Origin of the sequence: Pseudomonas sp. NPDC088429, from assembly GCF_044753305.1 — a bacterium.
In the GTDB taxonomy this organism is placed as follows: domain Bacteria; phylum Pseudomonadota; class Gammaproteobacteria; order Pseudomonadales; family Pseudomonadaceae; genus Aquipseudomonas; species Aquipseudomonas rustica.
Window position 1 is genome coordinate 39121 of sequence record NZ_JBIVMX010000010.1, and the last position, 22734, is coordinate 61854.

Annotated in this window: 16 protein-coding genes and 1 pseudogene; 7 read left to right on the plus strand and 10 right to left on the minus strand. The window is 59.6% G+C overall.

Features of this window, described 5'->3' with window-relative positions; all coding sequences use genetic code 11:
• Together cysS and ACIP66_RS08315 are read right to left on the minus strand one after the other, a co-directional pair.
• Positions 1 to 783 (minus strand): annotated as a pseudogene (gene cysS / locus ACIP66_RS08310) (cysteine--tRNA ligase); the annotation flags it as partial.
• 22 nt (positions 784 to 805) lie between these two features.
• The gene (locus tag ACIP66_RS08315) at positions 806 to 2503 is read right to left on the minus strand and encodes a glutamine--tRNA ligase/YqeY domain fusion protein (RefSeq protein WP_008082132.1); all 1698 of its coding nucleotides are present in this window, start codon (positions 2501 to 2503) and stop codon (positions 806 to 808) included.
• 249 nt (positions 2504 to 2752) lie between these two features.
• On the opposite strand from ACIP66_RS08315, the gene ACIP66_RS08320 reads away from it, so the two are divergent.
• Entirely contained in the window at positions 2753 to 3259 is a 507-nt protein-coding gene (locus ACIP66_RS08320) for a peptidylprolyl isomerase (protein ID WP_053121679.1), read from the plus strand.
• The gene (gene lpxH, locus ACIP66_RS08325) at positions 3256 to 4002 is read left to right on the plus strand and encodes a UDP-2,3-diacylglucosamine diphosphatase (protein WP_400647035.1); all 747 of its coding nucleotides are present in this window, start codon (positions 3256 to 3258) and stop codon (positions 4000 to 4002) included. Before ACIP66_RS08320 ends, lpxH begins: the two co-directional genes overlap by 4 nt.
• 168 nt (positions 4003 to 4170) lie before the next feature.
• Here lpxH and ACIP66_RS08330 read toward each other — a convergent pair whose 3' ends face one another.
• The 7 genes from ACIP66_RS08330 to ACIP66_RS08360 all read right to left on the minus strand — a co-directional run bounded on the left by ACIP66_RS08330 (position 4171) and on the right by ACIP66_RS08360 (position 15739).
• On the minus strand, positions 4171 to 5700 hold the full coding sequence (locus ACIP66_RS08330) for a DHA2 family efflux MFS transporter permease subunit (RefSeq protein ID WP_053121684.1): 1530 nt from the start codon (positions 5698 to 5700) through the stop codon (positions 4171 to 4173).
• A 138-nt stretch (positions 5701 to 5838) separates the two neighbouring features.
• A complete protein-coding gene (locus ACIP66_RS08335; RefSeq protein ID WP_212544715.1) occupies positions 5839 to 7041 on the minus strand; it encodes an efflux RND transporter periplasmic adaptor subunit in 1203 nt (400 codons plus the stop codon).
• 15 nt (positions 7042 to 7056) lie between these two features.
• On the minus strand, positions 7057 to 8526 hold the full coding sequence (locus tag ACIP66_RS08340; RefSeq protein WP_400647040.1) for an efflux transporter outer membrane subunit: 1470 nt from the start codon (positions 8524 to 8526) through the stop codon (positions 7057 to 7059).
• Positions 8516 to 8998 (minus strand): MarR family winged helix-turn-helix transcriptional regulator, encoded by a 483-nt coding sequence (locus ACIP66_RS08345; protein ID WP_053121689.1) that lies wholly within the window; start codon positions 8996 to 8998, stop codon positions 8516 to 8518. Before ACIP66_RS08345 ends, ACIP66_RS08340 begins: the two co-directional genes overlap by 11 nt.
• A 625-nt stretch (positions 8999 to 9623) precedes the next feature.
• Positions 9624 to 13298 (minus strand): translocation/assembly module TamB domain-containing protein, encoded by a 3675-nt coding sequence (locus ACIP66_RS08350; RefSeq protein ID WP_400647043.1) that lies wholly within the window; start codon positions 13296 to 13298, stop codon positions 9624 to 9626.
• Positions 13295 to 15022 (minus strand): autotransporter assembly complex family protein, encoded by a 1728-nt coding sequence (locus ACIP66_RS08355; RefSeq protein ID WP_159813937.1) that lies wholly within the window; start codon positions 15020 to 15022, stop codon positions 13295 to 13297. Before ACIP66_RS08355 ends, ACIP66_RS08350 begins: the two co-directional genes overlap by 4 nt.
• Before the next feature lie 66 nt (positions 15023 to 15088).
• Complete coding sequence (locus ACIP66_RS08360) at positions 15089 to 15739, minus strand: N-acetyltransferase (protein WP_053121694.1); 651 nt, start codon at positions 15737 to 15739, stop codon at positions 15089 to 15091.
• 299 nt (positions 15740 to 16038) lie between these two features.
• On the opposite strand from ACIP66_RS08360, the gene xthA reads away from it, so the two are divergent.
• A complete protein-coding gene (xthA, locus tag ACIP66_RS08365; protein ID WP_053121696.1) occupies positions 16039 to 16851 on the plus strand; it encodes an exodeoxyribonuclease III in 813 nt (270 codons plus the stop codon).
• 154 nt (positions 16852 to 17005) lie between these two features.
• A complete protein-coding gene (locus ACIP66_RS08370) occupies positions 17006 to 18340 on the plus strand; it encodes a substrate-binding domain-containing protein (RefSeq protein ID WP_400647048.1) in 1335 nt (444 codons plus the stop codon).
• A 130-nt stretch (positions 18341 to 18470) separates the two neighbouring features.
• On the opposite strand, the gene ACIP66_RS08375 is transcribed toward ACIP66_RS08370, so the two are convergent.
• A complete protein-coding gene (locus tag ACIP66_RS08375; protein ID WP_212551218.1) occupies positions 18471 to 19700 on the minus strand; it encodes an acyl-CoA dehydrogenase in 1230 nt (409 codons plus the stop codon).
• A gap of 185 nt (positions 19701 to 19885) precedes the next feature.
• Here ACIP66_RS08375 and ACIP66_RS08380 point away from each other — a divergent pair, with 185 nt between their 5' ends.
• The 3 genes from ACIP66_RS08380 (at position 19886) to ACIP66_RS08390 (ending at position 22410) form a co-directional block, all read left to right on the plus strand.
• Positions 19886 to 20821: a LysR family transcriptional regulator gene (locus ACIP66_RS08380; protein ID WP_007917233.1), complete on the plus strand. Its 936-nt coding sequence runs from the start codon at positions 19886 to 19888 to the stop codon at positions 20819 to 20821.
• Positions 20822 to 20972: 151 nt separating this feature from the next.
• The gene (locus tag ACIP66_RS08385) at positions 20973 to 21368 is read left to right on the plus strand and encodes a MerR family DNA-binding transcriptional regulator (RefSeq protein WP_400647051.1); all 396 of its coding nucleotides are present in this window, start codon (positions 20973 to 20975) and stop codon (positions 21366 to 21368) included.
• A gap of 142 nt (positions 21369 to 21510) precedes the next feature.
• Positions 21511 to 22410: a hydroxymethylglutaryl-CoA lyase gene (locus ACIP66_RS08390; RefSeq protein WP_400647054.1), complete on the plus strand. Its 900-nt coding sequence runs from the start codon at positions 21511 to 21513 to the stop codon at positions 22408 to 22410.
• Positions 22411 to 22734: the final 324 nt, after the last annotated feature.

A 22734-nucleotide genomic window follows, 5' to 3' on the forward strand; every position in this document is an offset into this window, starting at 1 on the left:
GCGACTCAAGCCGCAAAGCATCCCCGCGCTGGCGTAGCTCTAGCCGGTGGCCGCTTCGCTCTGGGCGATTTCGTTTACGTGGTGCGGGAACTCGAGGTCGCTGCCGCCGCCATGAATGTCGAAGGTCTCGCCGAGGCAGCAGGTGGACATCACCGAGCACTCGATGTGCCAGCCCGGACGCCCGGCGCCCCACGGCGATTCCCAGCTTGGCTCGCCCGGTTTGGTGGCTTTCCACAGCACGAAGTCCAACGGATCCTGCTTGGCTTCGTCGACTTCAATACGCGCGCCGATGCGCAGGTCTTCGATCTTTTTGCGCGACAGTTTGCCGTAGCCCATGAACTTGGCGACGCGGTAGTACACGTCGCCATTGCCCGGGGCGTAGGCGTAACCCTTGTCGATCAAGGTCTGGATCATGCTCAGCATGCCCGGAATATGATCGGTGGCACGCGGTTCCATGTCCGGCTTGAGGATGTTGAGGCGCGCCTCGTCCTCGTGCATCGCGGTGATCATGCGCTCGGTCAGCGCGTCGTACGGCTCGCCGTTTTCGCGGGCACGATTGATGATCTTGTCTTCAATGTCGGTGATGTTGCGCACGTACGTCAGGTTGTAACCGCTGAAGCGCAACCAGCGGGTCACCAGGTCGAACGCGACCATGCTGCGGCCGTGGCCGATGTGGCAGTAGTCATACACGGTCATCCCGCAGACGTACATGCGCACATTGTTGCCATCCAGCGGTTTGAAGACTTCTTTGCTCTTGGTGAGCGTGTTGTAAATCGTCAGCACTTTTAATTTCCTTGACGCTGAATCACTGGCCCCACGAATCACGCAGGGTCACGGTACGGTTGAATACCGGTTGACCTGGTTTCGAGTCCTTCAAATCGGCGACGAAGTAGCCTTCGCGCTCGAACTGGAAACGGTCTTCCGGCTGTGCATTGCCAAGCGATGGCTCCGCACGACAACCGGTGAGTACCTGCAGCGAATCAGGGTTGATGTTGTCGAGGAAACTTGCGCTGTCTTCGGCCTTCTCAGGGTTCGCCGAGCGGAACAGACGATCGTACAGACGCACTTCGCACTCGACGCTGGCCGCGGCCGGTACCCAGTGGATCACGCCTTTGACCTTGCGGCCTTCCGGGTTTTTACCCAAGGTTTCCGGGTCGTACGAGCAACGCAGTTCGACGATGTTGCCGTCGGCGTCCTTGATCGCTTCGTCGGCACGGATCACGTAGCTGCCGCGCAGACGCACTTCGCCGGCGGGCTCGAGGCGCTTGTAGCCCTTTGGCGGCTCTTCCATGAAGTCGTCACGGTCGATGTAGATTTCCCGGGCGAACGGCAGCGCGCGCACGCCCATGTCTTCTTTCGGGTGGCGCGGCAGTTCGAGGTTCTCGACCTGGCCTTCCGGGTAGTTGGTGATCACGACTTTCAGTGGACGCAGGACGCACATGGCACGCGGCGCGGTGTGGTCGAGGTCATCACGGATGCTGAATTCGAGCATGCCGAAGTCAACCACACCGTCGGAACGGTTGGTGCCGACCATTTCGCAGAAGTTGCGGATCGATTTCGGCGTGTAGCCACGGCGGCGGAAACCCGACAGCGTGGACATGCGCGGATCGTCCCAGCCATGCACGTGCTTTTCATCGACCAGTTGCTTGAGCTTGCGCTTGCTGGTGATGGTGTAGTTGAGGTTCAGACGGCTGAACTCGTACTGACGCGGGTGCGCCGGCACTGGCAGCGCGTCGAGGAACCACTCGTACAGCGGACGATGGCTTTCGAATTCCAGGGTGCAGATCGAATGAGTGATGCCTTCGATGGCGTCCGACTGACCGTGGGTGAAGTCGTAGTTCGGGTAGATGCACCACTTGTCGCCGGTCTGGTGGTGATGGGCGTGGCGGATGCGGTACATGATCGGGTCGCGCAGGTTCATGTTCGGCGAGGCCATGTCGATCTTCGCACGCAGCACGCGGGCGCCGTCCGGGAACTCACCGGCGCGCATGCGGGCGAACCAGTCGAGGTTCTCTTCGACGGAGCGGTCGCGGAACGGGCTGTTTTTGCCCGGCTCGGTCAGGCTGCCACGGTATTCCTTGGCTTGCTCCGGGGTCAGGTCGTCGACGTAAGCCTTGCCAGCCTTGATCAGCTCAACGGCCCAATCGTGCAACTGGTCGAAATACTGCGAGGCGTAGCGCACTTCGCCGGACCATTCGAAGCCCAGCCATTTGACGTCGGCTTCGATCGCGTCGATGTATTCCTGGTCTTCCTTGGCCGGGTTGGTGTCGTCGAAACGCAGGTGCGTGACGCCGCCGAACTCCTGGGCCAGGCCGAAGTTCACGCAGATCGACTTGGCGTGGCCGATGTGCAGGTAGCCGTTGGGCTCAGGCGGGAAACGCGTGACGATCTGGGTGTGCTTGCCCGAGTCCAGGTCTGCCTGGATGATCGGCCGCAGGAAATTGACCGGCACGGCGGGGCCGGACTTGGCATTCGAGGTAGGGTCGACAGTGGGCTTGCTCATAGGATCCTTGACTTACAGGTGCGCGGCCGCAGTGGGGGCCAGACAAAACAAAGCCGCTATCATAGCCGATGCTGTCAAGGGGCTGACAGAGCAGGCCCTATAAAGGCATGCATTTAATCGCCGGGATTTGAAAAACTGCCTCGAAATTCGCGCCTGTCACGCTAAACTGCGCACCTTGGCCCACGCTGGCTGAACCGGTTTGGGGGCTCGATGTCCCAAAACCACGAATTCCTCTAAAGAGAAGCGATCATGACTCAAGTCAAACTGACCACCAACCATGGCGACATCGTCATCGAACTGAACGCTGACAAGGCGCCGATCACCGTCGCCAACTTCATCGAGTACGTGAAAGCCGGTCACTACGAAAACACTGTTTTCCACCGTGTCATCGGTAACTTCATGATCCAGGGCGGCGGTTTCGAGCCAGGCATGAAAGAAAAGAAAGACAAGCGTCCAAGCATCCAGAACGAAGCTGACAACGGTCTTTCCAACGACAAGTACACCGTTGCCATGGCCCGCACCATGGAGCCGCATTCGGCTTCCGCGCAGTTCTTCATCAACGTTGCCGACAACTCTTTCCTCAACCACAGCGGCAAGAACACTCAGGGCTGGGGTTACGCGGTATTCGGTAAAGTGACCGCCGGCACCGACGTTGTCGACAAGATCAAAGGCGTGTCGACCACCATGAAGTCCGGCCACCAGGACGTACCAGCAGACGACGTGATCATCGAGAAAGCCGAGATCATCGAAGCGTGATATTGCTGATTTCAGACTTGCATCTGGAAGAGGAGCGCCCGGACATTACCCGGGCGTTTCTGGATTTGCTCGCCGGACGCGCCCGCTCGGCGAGTGCGTTGTACATTCTTGGCGACTTCTTTGAAGCGTGGATTGGCGACGACGCCATGACGCCCTTCCAGCGTTCCATCTGCCAGGCCCTGCGCCAATTGAGCGACAGCGGCACGGCGATTTTTCTGATGCACGGCAATCGCGACTTCATGCTCGGCAAGGCGTTCTGCAAAGAAGCCGGCTGCACCCTGCTGAAAGATCCGAGTGTCGTGCAGTTCTACGGCGAGCCGGTGCTGCTGATGCACGGCGACAGCCTCTGCACCCGCGACGTCGGCTATATAAAGCTGCGCCGCTATCTGCGTAATCCGATCACCCTGTTTATCCTGCGCAATCTACCGCTGAGCAGCCGCCATAAACTGGCGCGCAAACTGCGCAATGAGAGCAAGGCGCAGACGCGGATGAAGGCCAATGACATTGTCGATGTCACGCCGGAGGAGATTCCGCGGATCATGCAGGAGTTTGGGGTGAAAACCCTGATCCACGGCCACACCCATCGCCCGGCGATTCACAAGTTGCAGATCGGTGATGAAGCGGCGAAGCGGATTGTGCTGGGGGATTGGGATCGTCAGGGTTGGGCGTTGCAGGTGGATGAGAGCGGCTATGCGCTGGCGCCGTTCGATTTCGCCCCACCGCTGGCATTGCCGCACGGCTGAAGATCGCCACCCCCTCACCCCAACCCTCTCCCGAGGGAGAGGGAGCCGATTTGTGGGCTTTTCAAAACCTGAGTTCGACTCGGTATTGCAAGTCGGTGTAGTTCAAACATCCATCTCGGTCAGTCCCCTCTCCCTCCGGGAGAGGGTTAGGGTGAGGGGCTTTTGACCTCAGTGCCCCGAAGCGGCAGGCCCTGCCTTGGCGGCAAACGGTGGCTTCGCCAGCCACACAATCAAAATCAATCCCATAAACCCCCACCCCAGCAGCGTGAAGTAATCCACGGTCGACAGCATATACGCCTGACTGGTCAGCACATGATCCAGCTGCGCATACGCCGGGTTGCTCGCCCCGCCCAACTGGTTCAGCGCCTCCCGCGTCGCCGGCTCGTACGTGCTGATGCTCTCGCTCATATACGCATGATGCTGGTCAGCCCGACGAATCCAGATCCAGGTAGTCAGCGAAGCCGCGAAGCTACCACCCAACGTCCGCAAAAACGTCGCAAGACCGGCGCCATCAGCAATCTGGTTCGGCGGCAAGTCCGACATCAGAATGCTCAGGGTCGGCATAAAGAACAGCGCCACGCCAATGCCCATGAACAGTTGCACCAGCGCGATATGCTGGAAATCGACTTCGTTGGTGAACTCGGCGCGCATGAAGCAGCTCAAGCCAATCGCCAGGAACGCGATGCCGGCCAGTAATCGCAAGTCGAACTTGTGCGCGTACTTGCCGACAAACGGCGACAGCAGCACCGGCAGAATCCCGATCGGCGCCACGGCCAGACCGGCCCAGGTCGCGGTGTAGCCCATTTGCGTCTGCAACCACTGCGGCAGAATGAGGTTGATGCCGAAGAACCCGGCGTAACCCAACACCAGCACCAGCGTGCCGATGCGGAAGTTGCGGTAAGCGAACAGCCGCAGATTCACCACCGGGTGGCGGTCAGTCATTTCCCAGATCACGAACACCGCCAGCGCCACCACGGAAATCGCCGCGCCGATGATGATGAAATTCGACTCAAACCAGTCGAGGTCGTTGCCCTTGTCGAGGATCACCTGCAAGGCGCCGACGCCGATGATCAGCGTGATCAGACCGACGTAGTCCATCGGCTGACGGCTGGTTTCCACCGGACGTTTGGCCAGTTGCGAACGCACCACCATCACCGCAAAAATCCCGATCGGCACGTTGATGAAGAAGATCCACGGCCAGCTGTAGCTGTCAGTAATCCAGCCACCGAGAATGGGGCCTGCAATCGGCGCGACCACCGTGACCATCGCCAGTAACGCGAGGGCCATGCCTCGCTTCGCGGGGGGATAGACCGCGATCAACAGGGTTTGCGTCATCGGATAGAGCGGCCCGGCGACCAAGCCTTGCAGGACGCGAAAGCCGATCAGTTCTGGCATCGACGTCGAGATACCGCAGAGAAACGAGGCCAGCACGAACAGAATCGTGGCCCAGAGAAACAGTTTCACCTCACCGAAACGCCGACTGAGCCAACCGGTCAACGGCAGCGCAATCGCGTTACTCACGGCAAACGAAGTGATCACCCAAGTGCCCTGCTCCGAACTCACTCCGAGGTTGCCGGAAATCGTCGGCAACGCCACGTTGGCGATGGTGGTGTCGAGCACTTGCATGAACGTCGCCAGCGACAGACCGATGGTGCTGAGCAACAGGCTGGGCGGCGTGAAAGAAGCGTTATTGCTCATTGTGAATCCTATGGAACCTGATGGTCGCCGCAGCCCTGTAGGAGTGAGCCTGCTCGCGATAGCGGTGTATCAGTCGAGGAAATTGGGTCTGACACACCGCTATCGCGAGCAGGCTCACTCCTACAAAGTCAGTGCAGGTCAGCGTTGCGCGGTTTTGCTCGCCGCAGCGCTGTTGTCGTGGATCAGTTGCGCGATCATCGCGTCGGCGTCGGCCAGTTGCTGATCGTAGATATTGGTGGTGAACGAGGCCTTTTGCGGTGGCTGCTGCGCCAGCATCGGGCCGCTCTGGTCGTGCAGGTTCACTTCAACGTTGGTCGACAGACCGACGCGCAGCGGGTGCTTGGCCAGTTCTTCGGCATTGATGTGGATGCGCACCGGCACACGCTGAACGATCTTAATCCAGTTACCGGTGGCGTTCTGCGCAGGCAGTAGCGCAAACGCACTGCCCGTACCGGCGCCGAGGCTGTCGACGGTGCCGCTGTATTTCACATCGCTGCCGTACACATCGGATTCAATGTCCACCGGCTGACCGATGCGCATGTCGCGCAGTTGGGTTTCCTTGAAGTTGGCGTCGATCCACAGTTGATCCAGCGGAATCACCGCCATCAGCGCAGTACCCGGTTGCACACGCTGACCAAGTTGCACGGTGCGCTTGGCCACGTAACCAGTGACCGGCGCGATCAAGGTGCTGCGCGCATTGGTCAGGTAAGCCTGACGCAATTCAGCGGCGGCTTGCATCACGTCCGGGTGCGAAGAGACCACGGTGTCATCGACCAGCGCGCTGGTGGTTTTCAATTGCTGTTTGGCATTGGCCAAGGCGTTTTGCGCCGAGGTCAGATCATCGCGAGCGTGGGACAGTTCTTCCTGAGAAATCGCACCGCCAGCGGCAAGGTTCTTCCGGCGATTGAAGTTGTCCTGCGCCTTCTGCACTTCGGCCTGTTGCGCGTTGACCTGGGCTTTCATGCCATCCACGTTGCTGTACAGACCGCGCACCTGACGCACGGTGCGTGCCAGTTTCGCTTGCGCACTTTGCAGGCCGACTTCAGCGTCGTTGGGGTCGAAGTTGATCAGCACCTGACCTTCGTGAACCAGATCACCATCGTCAGCACCGATGCTGACCACAGTGCCGGTGACCAGCGGGGTGATTTCCACAACGTTGCCGTTGACGTAGGCATCGTCGGTGCTTTCATTAAAGCGCCCGATGAATTCGTGATACGCCCACACGCCAGCGCAGGCGAGCAGGACGACAACGGCCAGCACCACCAGCATCACTTTGCGTTTGCGCGGGTTGCCGTTGTCCGGGGTGTTGTCTTGAGCTTGAGTGTTTTCGGCAGTGGCCATGACAATTACCTTGAATTAGTTGTGCGGCGTGGCTGGGGTGGCGTTGGCTGCGGTCAGGGTCTGCCCCTGGAAGCCGCCGCCCAGCGCTTGCATCTGTTGAATCGACAGGTCGATCTGCTCGGCAGTGAGGTTGGCCAGTTGACGCTGGGCCTGCAGCAATTGCTGCTCGATGCTGAGCACGTCCAGGTAGTTGCCGATGCCGGAACCGTAACGCTGGACGACGGTGTTGTAAGAATCCTGAGCAATCTCGGTGGCGTGTTGCTGCGCGCCGATTTGCCGGCCGATATCACGCAACTGATTGATCGTGTCGCTGACATCGCCCAGTGCTTGCACCAGATTTTTGTTGTACTGCGCCACTGCCAGATCGTAATCGGCGTCACGCGCATCGAGATTGGCGCGCAGGCGTCCGCCGTCGAAGATCGGCACCGAAATGGTCGGGGCAATGTTGAAGAAGCGACTGGCCGAACCAAACATCGCGTCACCCAACAAAGATTCGGCACCGGCCGAGGCCGACAGGTTCAAGTTGGGATAGAAGCGGGTTTTCGCCGAGTCGATGTCTTTGCTCGCCGCTTCTACACGCCAGCGTGCGGCGACCAGATCCGGACGACGACCGAGCAGCTCGGCCGGCAATACCGACGGCACTGCGACAGCACTGGCTTGCAGGACTTTCGGCCGGGCAATTTCATTGCCGCGATCCGGGCCTTTGCCGAGCAGTACGGCCAGCGCAATTTTGGCGCTGTTCAGGCGCTTTTCCGCGTCGATCAGGTTGGCCTCAGACGTGGCTTCCAGACTTTGCGTTTGTTGGTATTGATACTGGCTGTCAATCCCGGCGCTCAGGCGACGCTGGCTCAGGTCGAGCATTTGTTTGGTGCGTTTGAGGTCGTCGTTGGACAGGTCATAAACGATGTGCGCCTGACCGAGATCGCTGTAAGCGCGAGCGACGTCGGCAGCGAGGGTCAACTGTGCCGCCTGACGATCGACTTCGGCGGCGCGGGCCTGACCGAGTGCCGCTTCCCAGGCATCGCGCTGGCCGCCCCACAGGTCGAAGTTGTAATTGAAACCGGCACTGACGTTACGCACGGTGGCGTAGGCATCGCCCTGCCCCAGCGGATCCTGATCCTTGGCCAGACGCGAACGGCTGATGCCGGCGCTGGCGTCGAGGGTCGGATAGCGTTCGGCATCGGCGGCATAGGCGGCGGCGCTGGCCTGGTGGGCGCGTGCTGCGGCGATCTGCATGTCCGGGCTGTCGTGCAGGGCTTCGCGGATCAAGCCGTCGAGTTGCGGATCGCCGAGGCTGGTCCACCAATCGCTTTTCGGCCATGCGGCTGGCGACAGGGTCACGCCGTTGAGGGATTGGCCGACTTTCAGGTTTTTCGCATCAAGGTTCTGGCCTTGAGTGTCGAGGCCGCTGTAGTTGGCGCAACCGGCGAGGATCATCGCCGACAGCACCAGCGTCAGGCTGCTGCGCAAGGTTTTACCGCTCATTGTGTTCACCTAACCGCTGGAGAGTGATCGGGTCACCGGCTGCCAGCAGGATTTTCTTGAGGATGTATTCCAGGGTCTTCAACTCGTCCGGAGTGACGGCGCCCGCCAGTTCATTCATCGCGTTGGCGCCGATGTGTGGCAGGCGATCGGCCAGTAACTGGCCTTGCTCGGTCAGGGTCAGTTGCACCTGACGGCGATCGCCTTCGCTGCGTTGGCGAGCCAGAAAACCTTTCTGCTCCAGACGATCGAGCATGCGCGTCATCGAACCGCTGTCGAGCGACAGATGCCGGCACAGTTCGGCCGGGGTATCGACGCCGTACTGGGCCATGATGATCAACACCTTGAACTGCGCGGCGGTGATGCCGTGGGGTTCCATGTGGGTGTCGATGATCCGGTCTTTGAGCAGCGCAGCACGGCCAAGCAACAGGCCGAGATGGCAGTGTTTGAATTCGTCCGGGGTGAAATGCTTCATTTGCTCACCTAATAACTGCCTAGGCAGTGAATGTATGTCGAGATGTTACTGCCTAGGCAGCGAATGTCAACGCAATAGTTAGGTTGCTTAGCAATTAGTTGACCAGTGGGCTTGGTTTTTGTGTTGCCCCGCGCGCACGCCTTCGCGAGCAAGCCCGCTCCCACCTGGATCTCCGTTCGATACAAATTTTGCGTCTGTTGGAGATCCCCTGTGGGAGCGAGCTTGCTCGCGAAGGGTACGACTCGGTTTAGGACGGAGCGCGGTCTAGAAATCGCGCTTGTAGAAGATATCCAGCGAGCTCGCGGCTTGGTTTTTGTGTTGCCCGCGCGGACGCCTTCGCGAGCAAGCTCGCTCCCACCTAGATCTCCGTTCGATACAAATTTTGCGTCTGTTGGAGATCCCCGGTGGGAGCGGGCTTGCTCGCGAAGGGTGCGACTCGGTTTAGGAGGGAACGCGGTTAGAAATCGCGCTTGTAGAAGATATCCAGCGAACTCGCAGCTTGGTTTTTGTGTTGCCCGCGCGGACGCCTTCGCGAGCAGGCTCACTCCTACAAGGGAACGCATTCCAAATGTAGGAGTGAGCCTGCTCGCGATTGAAGCGACTCGGTTTTGGAGGGGAGCGCGCTCTAGAAATCGCGCTTGTAGAAGATATCCAGCGAACTCGCGACGCCGCTCGCCGCTTCGACATACACCTTTTTGCTCAGCTTGTAGCGCAAGGCAATGGTGCTGGCCGGTTCAAACACGCCAACGCCATAACGCAAACTGAGCTTCTCGGTAATGTTGCCGCTGGCCACTACGCTGGTGGCATCGCCGCTGCCCGCCGTGTCGAGCTGAAAGTCCTGAATCCCGAGATCCTTGGCCAGGCTGCTGGTCACCCCGGCACTGCCCATCAAGCCCAGCCCCAACGCCGCTTGCGCGAGCATGTTGTTGTCTTCGCCGTTGGTGCTCAACGGACGGCCGAGTATCAGATAGGACAGTGCCTGCTCCTGGCTCATCGCCGGTTCGGAGAAGATCTGCGTGGTCGGCTGTTCGGCGCTGCCGCTCAGGCGAATACCGGCGATCACGTCGTCGGTCTGGCGAATCGCTTCGATGTCCAGATACGGCTGATCGATGGGCCCGGCGAACAGCAGGCGCGCACGCCGCACGGACAAGCGCTGACCGTAAGCACTGTATTTGCCATCGTTGAGCCACAGCTCGCCACGGGTGTCCATGTTGTCGCCGATGTGCACATGCCCCTGCACATTGGCGGTCAGGCCAAATCCGGCGAAGGCGAGTTTGTCGTCGCCAACCTCCACATCGATGTCCATTTTCATGGCCATCGGCGGTTTACCCGCTTCGGTCTGCGCGCCGACGATGATCGTGTCGTCAGAGACTTTCACCGTCGATGGCGGCAGTTCACGCACGGTGATTTCGCCTTTCGGCACCCGCACTTTACCGGCGATTTTCAGCTCATCGCCGGCCATGGAAATTTTCAGATCCGGCGCCATTTCGAGTTTGGCGTACGGTTCGACAGTGACCGGCAACTGCGTGCCTTTCAGCGCCAGATCGACCACCAGCGCCTGACCCCAGGCGACGTTACCGTTCAAGCTGCCCTGCCCGCTCTTGCCGCTTTTCCAGCCGCCGTCCAGACGCACCGATTCACCGGCGATCAATGCGGTGAGTTGCAGATCCTGCAGCTCCATCGGCAACTCGGCGCCGGACACTTCGCCGTCACTGAGTTGCACCGTGCCGTTGACCAGCGGCGCCAGCAGGCCACCGGAAATCGTGCCGCTGCCGTTCAGGCGCCCGGTGAGTTTCTCGACCATCGGCACAAACGGCCGCGCCACCGACAGATCCAGACCGGTGAGGCGGAACGAGCCGCTCAGCGGTTTGTTTTTCGGCAGTGGATTGAGCTGCGCCTGCACCATCAGTTCGCCGAGCTTGCCGCCGACGAAGTTGAGATCAGTGTCGACGCGCTTCGGTGTGAGTTTGCTGGTGAGCTTGAGCGTCTGGTACGGGAAGACCAGCCACTGATCCTTTTCTTTCATGCGCAAAGTGCCGCCGCTGGCATCGACGCTGATCACACCGTTCGGGCCGCTCGCCGGCAAGTCCAGTTGCAGATCGGCGTTGAGCTTGCCCTGCCAGGCGAAGTCTTTTGGCAACCATTGCGCGAGGCTTTCAATCGGGAACTGCTTGAGGTGGTAGCGCAGTTTCGGCTCAGGCATCAGCCGCTGATCTTCGCCGCACAGGCTCGCGCCGCCGGACAGCCAGCAATGCGCGCCGAAGTTGATTTTGCCGTCAGCCAGACGCTCGAGTTTGGCCGGGTTTTGCAGCTTCCAGTCCTGGCCACCGGCCTGAATATCACCGCTGGCCAAACGGCCGCGCCAGTTGCCCTTGTCCAGATTGCCGTCGAGACCGAGGGCCAGTTTCAGCTTCGGCCCGAGCAGGTCGAGGCTGAGTTTCTGGCTCTTGATGTCGCCTTGAGCGCTGGCGGTCAGCGTGCCCAAAAACGTATCACCGGCCTGAATGCCGCTGCCCTTGAGGTCGATTTTCGCCCGTTGCGCACTGTCGAGGGTGGCGTCGAGGTTGAGGCTTTGCAGGCGATTATCCTGGAACGCCAGTTGCGAACCTTGCAGACCGAGTTTGCCCTGCGGGGCTTTCAGCGTGCCGGCGACATCGACGCGGCCGTTGATCTGGCCGCGCAATTCTGGCCAAAGCTGAGCCAGACGCGCCAGTTTGATGTCGATCTGCCCAGTGAGTTTCTGTTGCAGGCTGCCCTTGCCGTTGATGCTGTTGTCGCCGAGGCGGATTTGCAGGGCATTCAGGTTCCACTGTTCGCCAGCGCCGTCGGCCTTGGCTTGCAGGATCGTCGGTTGCCCGCGCAGCTTGCCTTTGAGGTCGAGGTCAGCGGTCAGGCTCAGGCGCTGGTTTTTCATCTCGCCTTTGCTTTTCAGCGGCCCGGCCAAGGTGCCCGGTAATTCGGCAACCCAGTACGCCGGGTTCAGCGCCGAGAGATCGAGCGCCGTGTCCCAGGCGATGCCGTCGGCGAACTGCACGTTGACGTGCCCTTCAGCCTTGCCCTGCCCGGCTGCCATTTTCAATTGCGGCAAAGCGATCTGCTTGAGGTTGCCGCTGAACGGACTGCTCAGAGTGAACGCGCCCGCCGGGCCATCCAGTGCGGCGGCGAAGTTGCCGAGGTATTGACCGTCGGTGTAGGAGACTTCGCCAGTGAAGGTACGCAAAGCGACTTGCGGCTCGTCGATTTCGTTATAGAGCCGGTGCCACGGGAAATCCTGCCAATTGATGTTGGCTTGCGCCGTGAGGCCTTTGCTCCAGTCAACGCTGCCGGTGAGTTTGAGGCTTTGCTTGTCGTTGGCGCTCAGGTCGAGGCCGGCGATTTGCGCGCCGCTGGCGTCGACTTTGCCCTTCAGCAACAACGCGACCGGGCCTTGATCGGCGGGCAGCGCAGCGTTGCCGTTTAACTGGTAACCGTTTTTCAGGTCGCCTTCGGCGGTCAGCAGCAGTTGATTAAGTTGCAGGGTGTCCGGCAGATCGGCGCTCGGTTTGAACCCGTCGCTGGTGATACGCAGCTTGGCTGGCAGGTTTTCCACCAGCGGTTGCAACTCGCCGCTCAATTGGCCGTCGAGGTAGCCACGACTGTCGGCGTGCAGGTTGAGGGTTTTCAGCAGGTCGCCGTCGATTTTTAGCGCCAGTGTCCATTGGCCCTTATCCGGCGATGGCAACGTCAGGTCACCGGCGATGTTCAACGGCCAGTTACCGCTCGGCGCGAGGGTGCCGGACAGGTTCAGGCTGAGGTCGTCGCGCTGCAATTTGATGCTGTCGATCTGCATGCCTTGCGCCGTCCAGTGCGCCGCCAGTTGCAAACCTTTCAGTTGCTCGCTGCCGTTAAACAGCAGACTGCCGACCTGCACGTCGCCCAGCTCGATCGCTACCGGCAATTGCAAATCCGGCAGTTTGATCGGGCCGCTTTCAGTGGTTTCTTCACTCGGCGGAAATTGCAGGACGACCTGATCAGCCTTGAGCTGTTCGATGCACAGAGTCATGCGCGTCAGGCACAGCGGCGACCAGGCGAAAATCGCCTTGTTCAGCTCGACGCGGCTGGTGTCTTGCTGCCAGAGCAGATGATCGGCGCTCCACTGACCGCCGAGGCGACCCTGAAAATTCTCGACGCTGAGGCCCGGCACCAGACCCAACACCCAACGGCTGCCGGCCTGCGTGCCGAGCACCGTGGCGACGCTCAATACAATCAACAACACCAGCGCCAATAGCGTGAGTGCCGTTATTTTCAAACCACGCTTCACAGCTCAGGCCCCATGGAAAAGTGCAGCCGGATGCCGCCGTCGTCGTCGAGTGCATGGGCCAGATCGAGGCGGATCGGCCCGACCGGCGAGACCCAGCGCACACCAATACCGACCCCGGTCTTGAGGTTCGGCAGTTCGAGTTTATTGAAAGAGTTGCCCTGATCGACGAAGGTCGCGACCCGCCATTTTTCCGCGATCGAGTATTGATATTCAACGCTGCCGGCGACCATGTAACGGCCACCGATGCGATCACCCTCGGAGTTCTCCGGGGACAGGCTCTGGTAGTCGTAACCGCGCACGCTCTGATCGCCACCGGCGAAGAAGCGCAGCGACGGCGGCACCGATTTGTAGCCGTTGGTGGCGCTGCCGCCGACCTGCACGCGACCGAGCAAGCGGTGTTTGTCGAACACCGTGGTCAGGCCTTTGACCAGCGCGGTGCCATATAGAAGGTTGTTATCCGAACCGAGGCCTTCCTTCGCCACTTTGCTTTCGAAGCTCAGGCGATAGCCGTTGTGCGGGTCGATGCGGTTGTCGCTTTTCAGGTACGAGTAGCTGATGCCAGGCATCAGCAAAGTACTCAGGCCTGAGTCGTCTCCGAGTTCGTACTCTTCGCGCTGCCATTTCAGGGAGATCACCCGCTGCCAGCCGCTCGGCAATTTGCTGTGCCATTCCGGTCCGAAGGTCAGCAGCTTGCTCAACGTGTCGGAGCCGTCGATGTCTTCAAATTGATAGCCGCCGGCCCAGCGCAGTTTGTCGGTCAGTGGCGGGTCGAGCGGGATATCGTAGAACAGCCCGACGTTTTGCCGTGGCGCCGAGAGTTCGGCCTCCCAGCCATAACTGTCGCCCTGCGGGTTGACCCAGTGGCGCGTCCAGTTGGCTTTGATACGTGGGCCGACGTCGGTCGAGTAACCGAGGCCAAGGCCCATGGTGCGCGGTTTGCGTGTGTCGAGTTTGACGTCGACCGGGATCACATCATTCTTTGCGGCAGTCGGTGCGGCATCGACGCGCACGCCTTCGAAATAGCCGCTCGATTGCAGGTCGCGGTTGAGTTCGGCGATCAGCTCCGAGTCGTACGGCTCGCCTTCCTTGAACGGCACCATGCGTTGCAGCAGGTCTTCGTCGAACGGCGTGTCGCCTTCGAATTTGACGCGGCCCAGCGCGTAACGCGGGCCGCTGTCGTAGATCAACTCAACATCGGCGACACCCGCGCGCGGGTCGACCAAGAGTTTTTGGCTGGTGAAGTGGCCGCTAAAGAAACCGAAGCGTGAAGCCTGATTCTGAATAATTCTTTTGGCGTCTTCATAACGCCCATGATTGAGCACCGCGCCGGACTTGAGCACGTCGCTTTTCGGTACACGAAAGGATTTGAGGGAGGCAGCCGGGCCGTCGACACGGATGGTGACGTTGCGCAGACGAATCGGTTCGCCGGGATCGATGTTCAGCACCAGGCGCGGTTTTTCGCCGCCCTTCACGTCACTTTCAATCTGCGGCTGGTAGTAGCCCAACGCCTGGGCCGCTTTGCGCGCCTGCTCTTCGGCACCGCGACTGAAGCGCAGCAAGGCTTCTTCGTCACGGTCACCGAGGCTGCCGATATAGCCTTCTATATTGGCCTTCAGTTCATCGTTGGACGGTTTGATCCGCACATCCAATTCACTTTGCGCCAGCGCCGCGCAGCTGGATAACAGCATGAGCACGCCACTGGTAAATCTTCCTGGAAACTTCATAGGCGCGGATGCTATCACGAGCTTGGGAGCGTGATAGATCAAGACTTGTCTCGAAAAGTTCGACGCTTAAGCAGTCGCCGTTTGTAACACTTGCGGATTGGCGTGGAAAAATACGTGTTCTCGTACCGGGCCGACGGCAACCTCGCCGATCTCCTCGTAACCCTGCCTTTTATAGAATTCCAGATAACGTGGATTGCCGGTGTCGAGCACCACGCCTTGCGAGGTTTCATCGACGGCGCACCAGTTGTGCACGGCGGTCAGCAGTTGCTCGCCAAAGTGTTTGCCCTGGAACTGCGGATGAATGCCCAGCAGCGGCAGCATGTGCACTGACTCGGTCGGCACGCACGCGGAAACCGCGTCGTGGTACTCGAGATAGCGGCGGGTGCAGCGGAAACCGGTGCTGAGCACCATGCGCAGGCGCCAGGCCCAACTCTCGGTGATGCCCAGGCGTCGTTGCGGTGGCGCGATCAGGGCGATGCCGATCAAGCGGTCGTTGACCAACAGGCCGATGGCCGGCAAGTCCTGGAGGAAATGCTGTTTGACCAATTCACGCACGGTGGCGCGAACGCGTTGTTCGTAGCCTGGGCGCTCGGCTTCGAACAGGTAGCCGAAGGTCGGTTCGTGGCGATAGGCCTGATAAAGCAGCGATCGGGCTTCGCGGGAATAACCGCGGTCGAGCATATGAATGTCGGCGATGGCGGTCTGGGTTTCAGGCATGACAGTGATTCTCCCCGGGGCGCGTCAAATGGCGGCGCTCTTGTTGGTACGAACCTTTTGGCGTTGGCACAGTTCCCCACAGGTATAGACCAACCTTGGATCTTCATCGACTGGGCGGGCCCAATCGCGAGCAGGCTCACTCCTACATTTGGATGAGTTCCCCTGTAGGAGTGAGCCTGCTCGCGATGGCGCCTTTGCAGACACCAAAAATCCCACAGCCAAAAATGATTTCTCCCACCCCACACTGGCCCATCTCCCCCATGTCAGCTAGCATCGCCCTTTTGCCAGGACTGCCGACCATGAAGATCGTTTCCTTCAACATCAACGGACTGCGCGCCCGTCCGCATCAGCTGGCAGCGCTGATCGAAAAACACCAGCCGGACGTGATCGGCCTGCAGGAAACCAAAGTCCACGACGACCAGTTCCCGCTCGAAGAAGTCCGCGCCCTCGGTTACCACGTGTACTTCCACGGGCAGAAAGGTCACTACGGCGTAGCGATGTTGTCGCGTCAGGAACCGATCGCCATTCACAAGGGTTTCGCCACCGACGACGAAGACGCCCAGCGGCGCTTTATCTGGGGCACCTTCGCCGACGCCAATGGCGTGCCGGTGACGATCATGAACGGCTATTTCCCACAGGGCGAAAGCCGCGACCACCCGACCAAATTCCCCGCCAAGCAGCGTTTCTACAGCGATCTGCAAGCACTGCTGGAAAGCCAGTTCCACAACGAACAACCGGTCGTGGTGATGGGCGATGTGAACATTTCCCCAGAAGACTGCGACATCGGCATCGGCCCGGACAACATGAAGCGCTGGCTGAAAACCGGTAAATGCAGTTTCCTGCCGGAAGAGCGCGAGTGGATGGCGCGCCTGAAGAACTGGGGCCTGACCGACAGCTATCGCCACCTGAACCCGGACGTGACCGATATGTTCAGCTGGTTCGATTACCGCAGCCGTGGTTTTGAGGATGAGCCGAAGCGCGGGTTGCGCATTGACGTGATTCTGGCGTCGCATGGTTTGCTGCCGCGAGTGAAGGCGGCGGGCGTGGATTATGAATTGCGCGGGATGGAAAAACCGTCCGACCATGCGCCGATCTGGCTTGAATTGAGCTAAAAATCAAAAGATCGCAGCCTGCGGCAGCTCCTACAATTGGAATGGGTTCCCCTGTAGGAGCTGCCGCAGGCTGCGATCTTTTGATCTGTCATCTTTTGGTCATGCGCCTGACTTAATCTCCCCGGCAATCCCCTTGGCTTGATTCGGTGCCGGCATGACCCTGCGTGTTCTGTGCGTCTTTCTCTTGAGTGCGTGGCTGACGGTGTCGGCCGCCGGTTTGCCGGTGCCCGACGACGGCCCGGCGTTGCGCATTCAGGGTTCCAACACCATCGGCGCCGAACTCGGCCCGGCATTGGTCGAAGGTCTGCTGCAACAGCAAGGCCTGCTGAAGATCCACCGCGAAACCCCGGGCACCGCCAACGAATTGCGCATTGTTGGCCAGACGGCTGAAGGCAAACGCGTGCTCATCGACGTCGCCGCGCACGGCTCCAGCACCGGTTTCACCGCCCTGAAAAATGCCAGCGCCGACCTCGCCGCCTCCTCCCGCGAGATCAAGGACAGCGAGCTGCTCAGTCTGCAATCCCTCGGCGATCTGAAAAGCGCCGCCGCCGAACAAGTCATCGCCATCGATGGCCTGGCGATCATCCTTCATCCCGAAAACCCGTTGCAGCAACTCGACACCGAGCAACTGGCGCGGATCTTCGCCGGCGAAGTGAAAAGCTGGGAAGACCTCGGTGGTCGCGGCGGTGCGATTCATTTATATGCGCGGGATGATCAGTCCGGCACCTACGACACGTTCAAGGAATTGGTGCTCAGTCGTCGTGGGAAAATGCTGAGCAGCGCGGCGAAACGTTTCGAATCCAGCGAGGAATTGTCCGACTCGGTGAGTAGCGACCCGCAGGGCATTGGATTTATCGGTTTGCCTTACGTGCGTCAGGCCAAAGCCGTGGCGATTGCCGATGGCGCGTCGCAATCGATGCTGCCGCTCAATAGTCTGATCGCCACCGAGGACTATCCGCTGTCTCGGCGACTGTTCTTTTATCTGCCGCCGGACAGCAGCAATCCGTGGGCAAAGGCATTGGTGGCGTTTGCGCAAAGTCGTCAGGGTCAGGAGATTGTTGCGCGCAACGGTTTTATCAGTCAGACCGTGCACGCCATGACGGTCGCGCCGAATGCGCTGATGCCCGAGGGTTATCAATCCCTCAGCCGTCACGCCCAACGTCTGACGGTGAACTTCCGTTTTGAAGAAGGCAGCGCGAGTCTGGACAACAAGGCGCGTCAGGATCTGGCGCGGGTGTTCGACTATATAAAGCGCCATGACAAGACCGATCGTGCGGTGACGCTGGTGGGCTTTGGTGATGTAAAGGACGACCCGGCGCGTGCGGATCTGTTGTCGAAGTTGCGGGCGATGGCGGTGCGACGGGAGTTGGTGAAGAGCGGCGTGGTGTTGCGCGAGGTGCGCGGGTTTGGCGCGCAGATGCCGGTGGCGACCAACAGTGCGGATGAGGGAAGGATCAAGAATCGGCGGGTTGAGGTTTGGGTGTATTGAGTCTGATGGTTATGTACTGAATGGGCTGGCCCTTTCGCGAGCAAGCTCGCTCCCACAGGGAACGCATTCTTCCATTTGGAATGCGGTTTAATGTGGGAGCGAGCTTGCTCGCGAAGGAAACGACGCGGTCTTACTGCCCGCTACGCAGCATTTCCTTCGGCACATACTTGCCGATCTCAAACTTGCCAATCGCCGCACGGTGCACTTCGTCAGGGCCATCGGCCAGACGCAATGTCCGTTGCATCGCATACATATAAGCCAGCGGGAAATCGTTCGACACCCCTGCCCCGCCATGCATCTGGATCGCCCGGTCGATCACGCGCAGCGCGACGTTCGGCGCAACAACCTTGATCTGCGCGATCTCGCTTTTCGCGATTTTGTTGCCGACGGTGTCCATCATGTACGCCGCTTTCAGCGTCAGCAGGCGCGCCATGTCGATCTCCATGCGCGAGTCGGCGATCTTGTCGATGTTACCGCCCAAGCGTGCCAATGGTTTGCCGAAAGCAGTACGGCTTACCGAACGTTTGCACATCAATTCCAGCGCACGCTCAGCCATGCCGACCGAACGCATGCAGTGGTGAATCCGGCCTGGGCCAAGACGACCTTGCGCAATTTCAAAGCCGCGTCCTTCACCCAACAGTACGTTTTCGTACGGCACACGTACGTTGTCGAACAGCACTTCGGCGTGACCGTGAGGCGCATCGTCGTAGCCGAACACTGGCAACGGACGAACGATTTTCACGCCCGGCGTATCGACCGGCACGAGGATCATCGAGTGCTGCGCGTGGCGCGGTGCATCGGGATTGCTCAGGCCCATGAAGATCAGAATCTTGCAGCGCGGATCGCAAGCACCGGACGTCCACCATTTTTTGCCGTTGATCACCCACTCGTCGCCATCACGCACGGCGCGGGCGGCCATGTTGGTGGCGTCGGAGGAGGCAACATCGGGTTCGGTCATGGCGAACGCCGAGCGGATTTCGCCGCGCAGCAGCGGTTCCAGCCAGCGTTGTTTTTGCTCTTCGTTGGCGTAACGCACCAGCACTTCCATGTTGCCGGTGTCCGGTGCCGAGCAGTTGAACGGCTCCGGGCCGAGCAGTGAGCGGCCCATGATTTCCGCCAGTGGCGCGTATTCGAGGTTGGTCAGACCGGCACCCAGTTCCGATTCAGGCAGAAACAGATTCCACAGGCCTTCGGCTTTGGCCTTGGCTTTGAGTTCTTCCATGATCGCCGTCGGCTGCCAGCGATCGCCTTCGGCAACCTGGCGCTCGAACACGGCTTCGGCCGGGTAAACGTAAGTGTCCATGAACGCGGTTACGCGCTCACGCAGTTCTTGCACCTTGGGCGAATAAGCGAAATCCATGAGCAGCTCCCGATGGTTAAGGCAGTTCTTCAGCAGAGGTTGTTTAGGTCATGCAATCGATGCTAGAACAGCGCTGATAATTTACCTAGCCTATTCTCGGCGTGTATAAACATTCATCACCGATATATGATCGGCTGATTGCCAGCCCCCCAAACACCGCACTAAATAACAAGAGAAGCCGCGTTATGAATCTGAGCAAGGTCGACCTCAACCTTTTCATCGTCTTCGACGCGATCTACACCGAAGCCAACCTGACCCGCGCCGGGCAGATTGTCGGCATCACCCAGCCGGCGGTGTCCAACGCGCTGGCACGGCTGCGCGAAACCTTCAACGACCCGCTCTTCGTGCGCACCGCTCAGGGCATGGTGCCGACGCCGATGGCGCAGAACATCATCGGTCCGGTGCGTAACGCGCTGTCGCTGCTGCGCGTGTCGGTTCAGGAAAGTCGTATTTTCAACCCGGCGCAAGCGGTCAAGACCTACCGCATCAGCATGACTGACCTCACCGAAGCAGTGATTTTGCCGCCGCTGTTTCAGCGCCTGCGCCGTCTGGCGCCGACCGTGATTATCGAAAGTTTCCTGTCGAAACGCCGTGAGACCACCAAGGAACTGGCGGCCGGGCGTCTGGATTTCGCTGTGGATGCGCCGCTCAACACCGACCCGCAGGTGCGTCACGTCAAGCTGATGGAAGACCGTTATGTGTGTGCGATGCGCAAGGGCCATCCGATGGCGGGCAAGGAAAAGCTGTCGCTGGATGATTATTTGTCGCTGACCCATATCCATATTTCCAGCCGCCGCAGCGGTCTGGGCTATGTCGATCTGGCACTGGGCAAAATGGGCATTCAGCGCAAGATCGCCCTGCGCTCGCAGCATTATTTGATGGCGTCGCAGGTGATGCAGCAGACGGATATGGTCATGACCGTGCCGGAGCGCTTTGCCCGTCGGCATGAGCTGCAGGCATTTAATCTGCCAGTGAATGATGTGCCGCCAGTGGAGACGCATCTGTATTGGCATGAAAGCACTGACCAGGATCCGGCGAATCGCTGGATGCGCGAGCAGATGATTGAGTTGTGCCAGCAGGTGACGGCGCAGGAGAAGAAGCTGGATAAGCAGGTGGTTTGAGGAAAGATCAAAAGATCGCAGCCTTCGGCAGCTCCTACATTTGGAATGCGTTTTACTGTAGGAGCTGCCGAAGGCTGCGATCTTTTTCTTGCTTGACGTAAACGTCAACCTGCCATTAGCTTAGCGCCAAGACCTTTTTCCGAGCGCTTCCATGAGCAGCCAGACTTATAGCATTTCCGACCTCGCCCGCGAGCTGGACATCACCACCCGGGCGATCCGCTTTTATGAAGAGCAAGGCCTGCTCAGCCCTGAGCGCCGTGGCCAGGAACGCATCTACTCGCCGCGCGACAAGGTCAGCCTGAAACTGATCCTGCGTGGCAAGCGCATCGGCTTCTCCTTGGCCGAATGCCGCGAACTGATCGAACTCTACGACCCGTCCAGAGGTAACACCAAACAGCTCAACAGCATGCTGGCGAAAATCACCGAGCGCCGCGAGCAACTGGAGCAACAGTTGCTGGATATCGAACAGATGAAACTGGAGCTTGATACCGCTGAAGAGCGTTGCGTACAGGCGCTTGAACAAACCCTCAAGAGCCAGCAGGCCTAAACGTGCCTTTTGTAGGAGCAAAGCTTGCTCGCGAAAGCACCCGTTCATTCACATTGATGTCGACTGACCTGACGCTTTCGCGAGCAAGCTCTGCTCCTACAAGGACTTTGACATTTCAGATAATGACAACAGGTCAACCGCCATGTCCCTCCCCTCCCAAGTACGCCTGATCGAAGTCGGCCCGCGCGATGGCCTGCAGAACGAAGCACAACCCATCAGCGTCGCCGACAAGGTGCAACTGGTCGACGCGCTCAGCGCCGCCGGCCTTGGCTATATAGAAGTCGGCAGTTTCGTTTCGCCCAGGTGGGTGCCGCAAATGGCCGGTTCCGCCGACGTGTTCGCGCAGATCCAGCGCAAACCCGGCGTGACTTATGGCGCACTGGCGCCGAACCTGCGCGGTTTTGAGGATGCGATTGCTGCCGGGGTCAAGGAAGTCGCGGTGTTCGCTGCCGCGTCCGAAGCCTTCTCGCAGCGCAACATCAACTGCTCGATCAGCGAAAGCCTGGCGCGCTTCGCCCCGATCATGGAAGCGGCGAAGCAACACGGCGTTACCGTGCGCGGTTACGTGTCCTGTGTGCTCGGTTGCCCGTACGAAGGCACCGTCGCACCGGAGCAAGTGGCGATGGTCGCGCGCGAGCTGTACGCGATGGGCTGCTACGAAGTTTCGCTGGGCGACACCATCGGCACCGGCACCGCTGGCGCGACTCGCCGTTTGTTTGAAGTGGTTTCGGCGCAGGTGCCACGGGACAAACTCGCCGGACATTTCCACGACACCTACGGTCAGGCGATGGCCAACATCTACGCCAGTCTGCTCGAAGGCATTTCGGTGTTCGACAGCTCTATCGCGGGCCTCGGCGGCTGTCCGTACGCCAAAGGTGCGAGCGGTAACGTTGCGACTGAAGATGTGGTGTACCTGCTCAACGGCCTCGGTATCAAGACCGGAATCGACCTGGACGCCTTGATTGCCGCGGGTCAGCAGATCAGCGCGGTGCTCGGTCGCCCGAGCGGTTCGCGCGTAGCCAAGGCCCGCAGCGCACAGTGAGGGGGGATGGTGTTACCGCTGTGTCCGGTATGTGGGCTTAAGCGAGTAACACGGAAACAAATTGTCTGGATTGGCCTGATCGAAAAATCCTACAAAATCACAAACCATTGATTTACAAGGCTTTTTAAAAGTTGGCACGCGTAATGCTATCTCTATGGCATAACAAGAATAAAAAGCAGCAAACCAATAAAAATAAGACGTAACGACTCTGACATAACAAAAACAACACGGCAGAGACGCAGCTAACAGATTTTTTTGGAGAAGGTGTGCTTTTCAGGGTGCTCTCAGGAGTGACCCGCAACCGGGCAGAGAACAATAAAACTA

Excerpts from the sequence above, each read along its gene's own strand:
- ACIP66_RS08315 (WP_008082132.1), bottom strand. The coding sequence starts at position 2,503 with ATGAGCAAGCCCACTGTCGACCCTACCTCGAATGCCAAGTCCGGCCCC.
- ACIP66_RS08320 (WP_053121679.1), top strand. The coding sequence starts at position 2,753 with ATGACTCAAGTCAAACTGACCACCAACCATGGCGACATCGTCATCGAA.
- ACIP66_RS08330 (WP_053121684.1), bottom strand. The coding sequence starts at position 5,700 with ATGAGCAATAACGCTTCTTTCACGCCGCCCAGCCTGTTGCTCAGCACC.
- ACIP66_RS08335 (WP_212544715.1), bottom strand. The coding sequence starts at position 7,041 with ATGGCCACTGCCGAAAACACTCAAGCTCAAGACAACACCCCGGACAAC.
- ACIP66_RS08340 (WP_400647040.1), bottom strand. The coding sequence starts at position 8,526 with ATGAGCGGTAAAACCTTGCGCAGCAGCCTGACGCTGGTGCTGTCGGCG.
- ACIP66_RS08345 (WP_053121689.1), bottom strand. The coding sequence starts at position 8,998 with ATGAAGCATTTCACCCCGGACGAATTCAAACACTGCCATCTCGGCCTG.
- ACIP66_RS08355 (WP_159813937.1), bottom strand. The coding sequence starts at position 15,022 with ATGAAGTTTCCAGGAAGATTTACCAGTGGCGTGCTCATGCTGTTATCC.
- ACIP66_RS08360 (WP_053121694.1), bottom strand. The coding sequence starts at position 15,739 with ATGCCTGAAACCCAGACCGCCATCGCCGACATTCATATGCTCGACCGC.
- xthA (WP_053121696.1), top strand. The coding sequence starts at position 16,039 with ATGAAGATCGTTTCCTTCAACATCAACGGACTGCGCGCCCGTCCGCAT.
- ACIP66_RS08370 (WP_400647048.1), top strand. The coding sequence starts at position 17,006 with ATGACCCTGCGTGTTCTGTGCGTCTTTCTCTTGAGTGCGTGGCTGACG.
- ACIP66_RS08375 (WP_212551218.1), bottom strand. The coding sequence starts at position 19,700 with ATGGATTTCGCTTATTCGCCCAAGGTGCAAGAACTGCGTGAGCGCGTA.
- ACIP66_RS08380 (WP_007917233.1), top strand. The coding sequence starts at position 19,886 with ATGAATCTGAGCAAGGTCGACCTCAACCTTTTCATCGTCTTCGACGCG.
- ACIP66_RS08385 (WP_400647051.1), top strand. The coding sequence starts at position 20,973 with ATGAGCAGCCAGACTTATAGCATTTCCGACCTCGCCCGCGAGCTGGAC.
- ACIP66_RS08390 (WP_400647054.1), top strand. The coding sequence starts at position 21,511 with ATGTCCCTCCCCTCCCAAGTACGCCTGATCGAAGTCGGCCCGCGCGAT.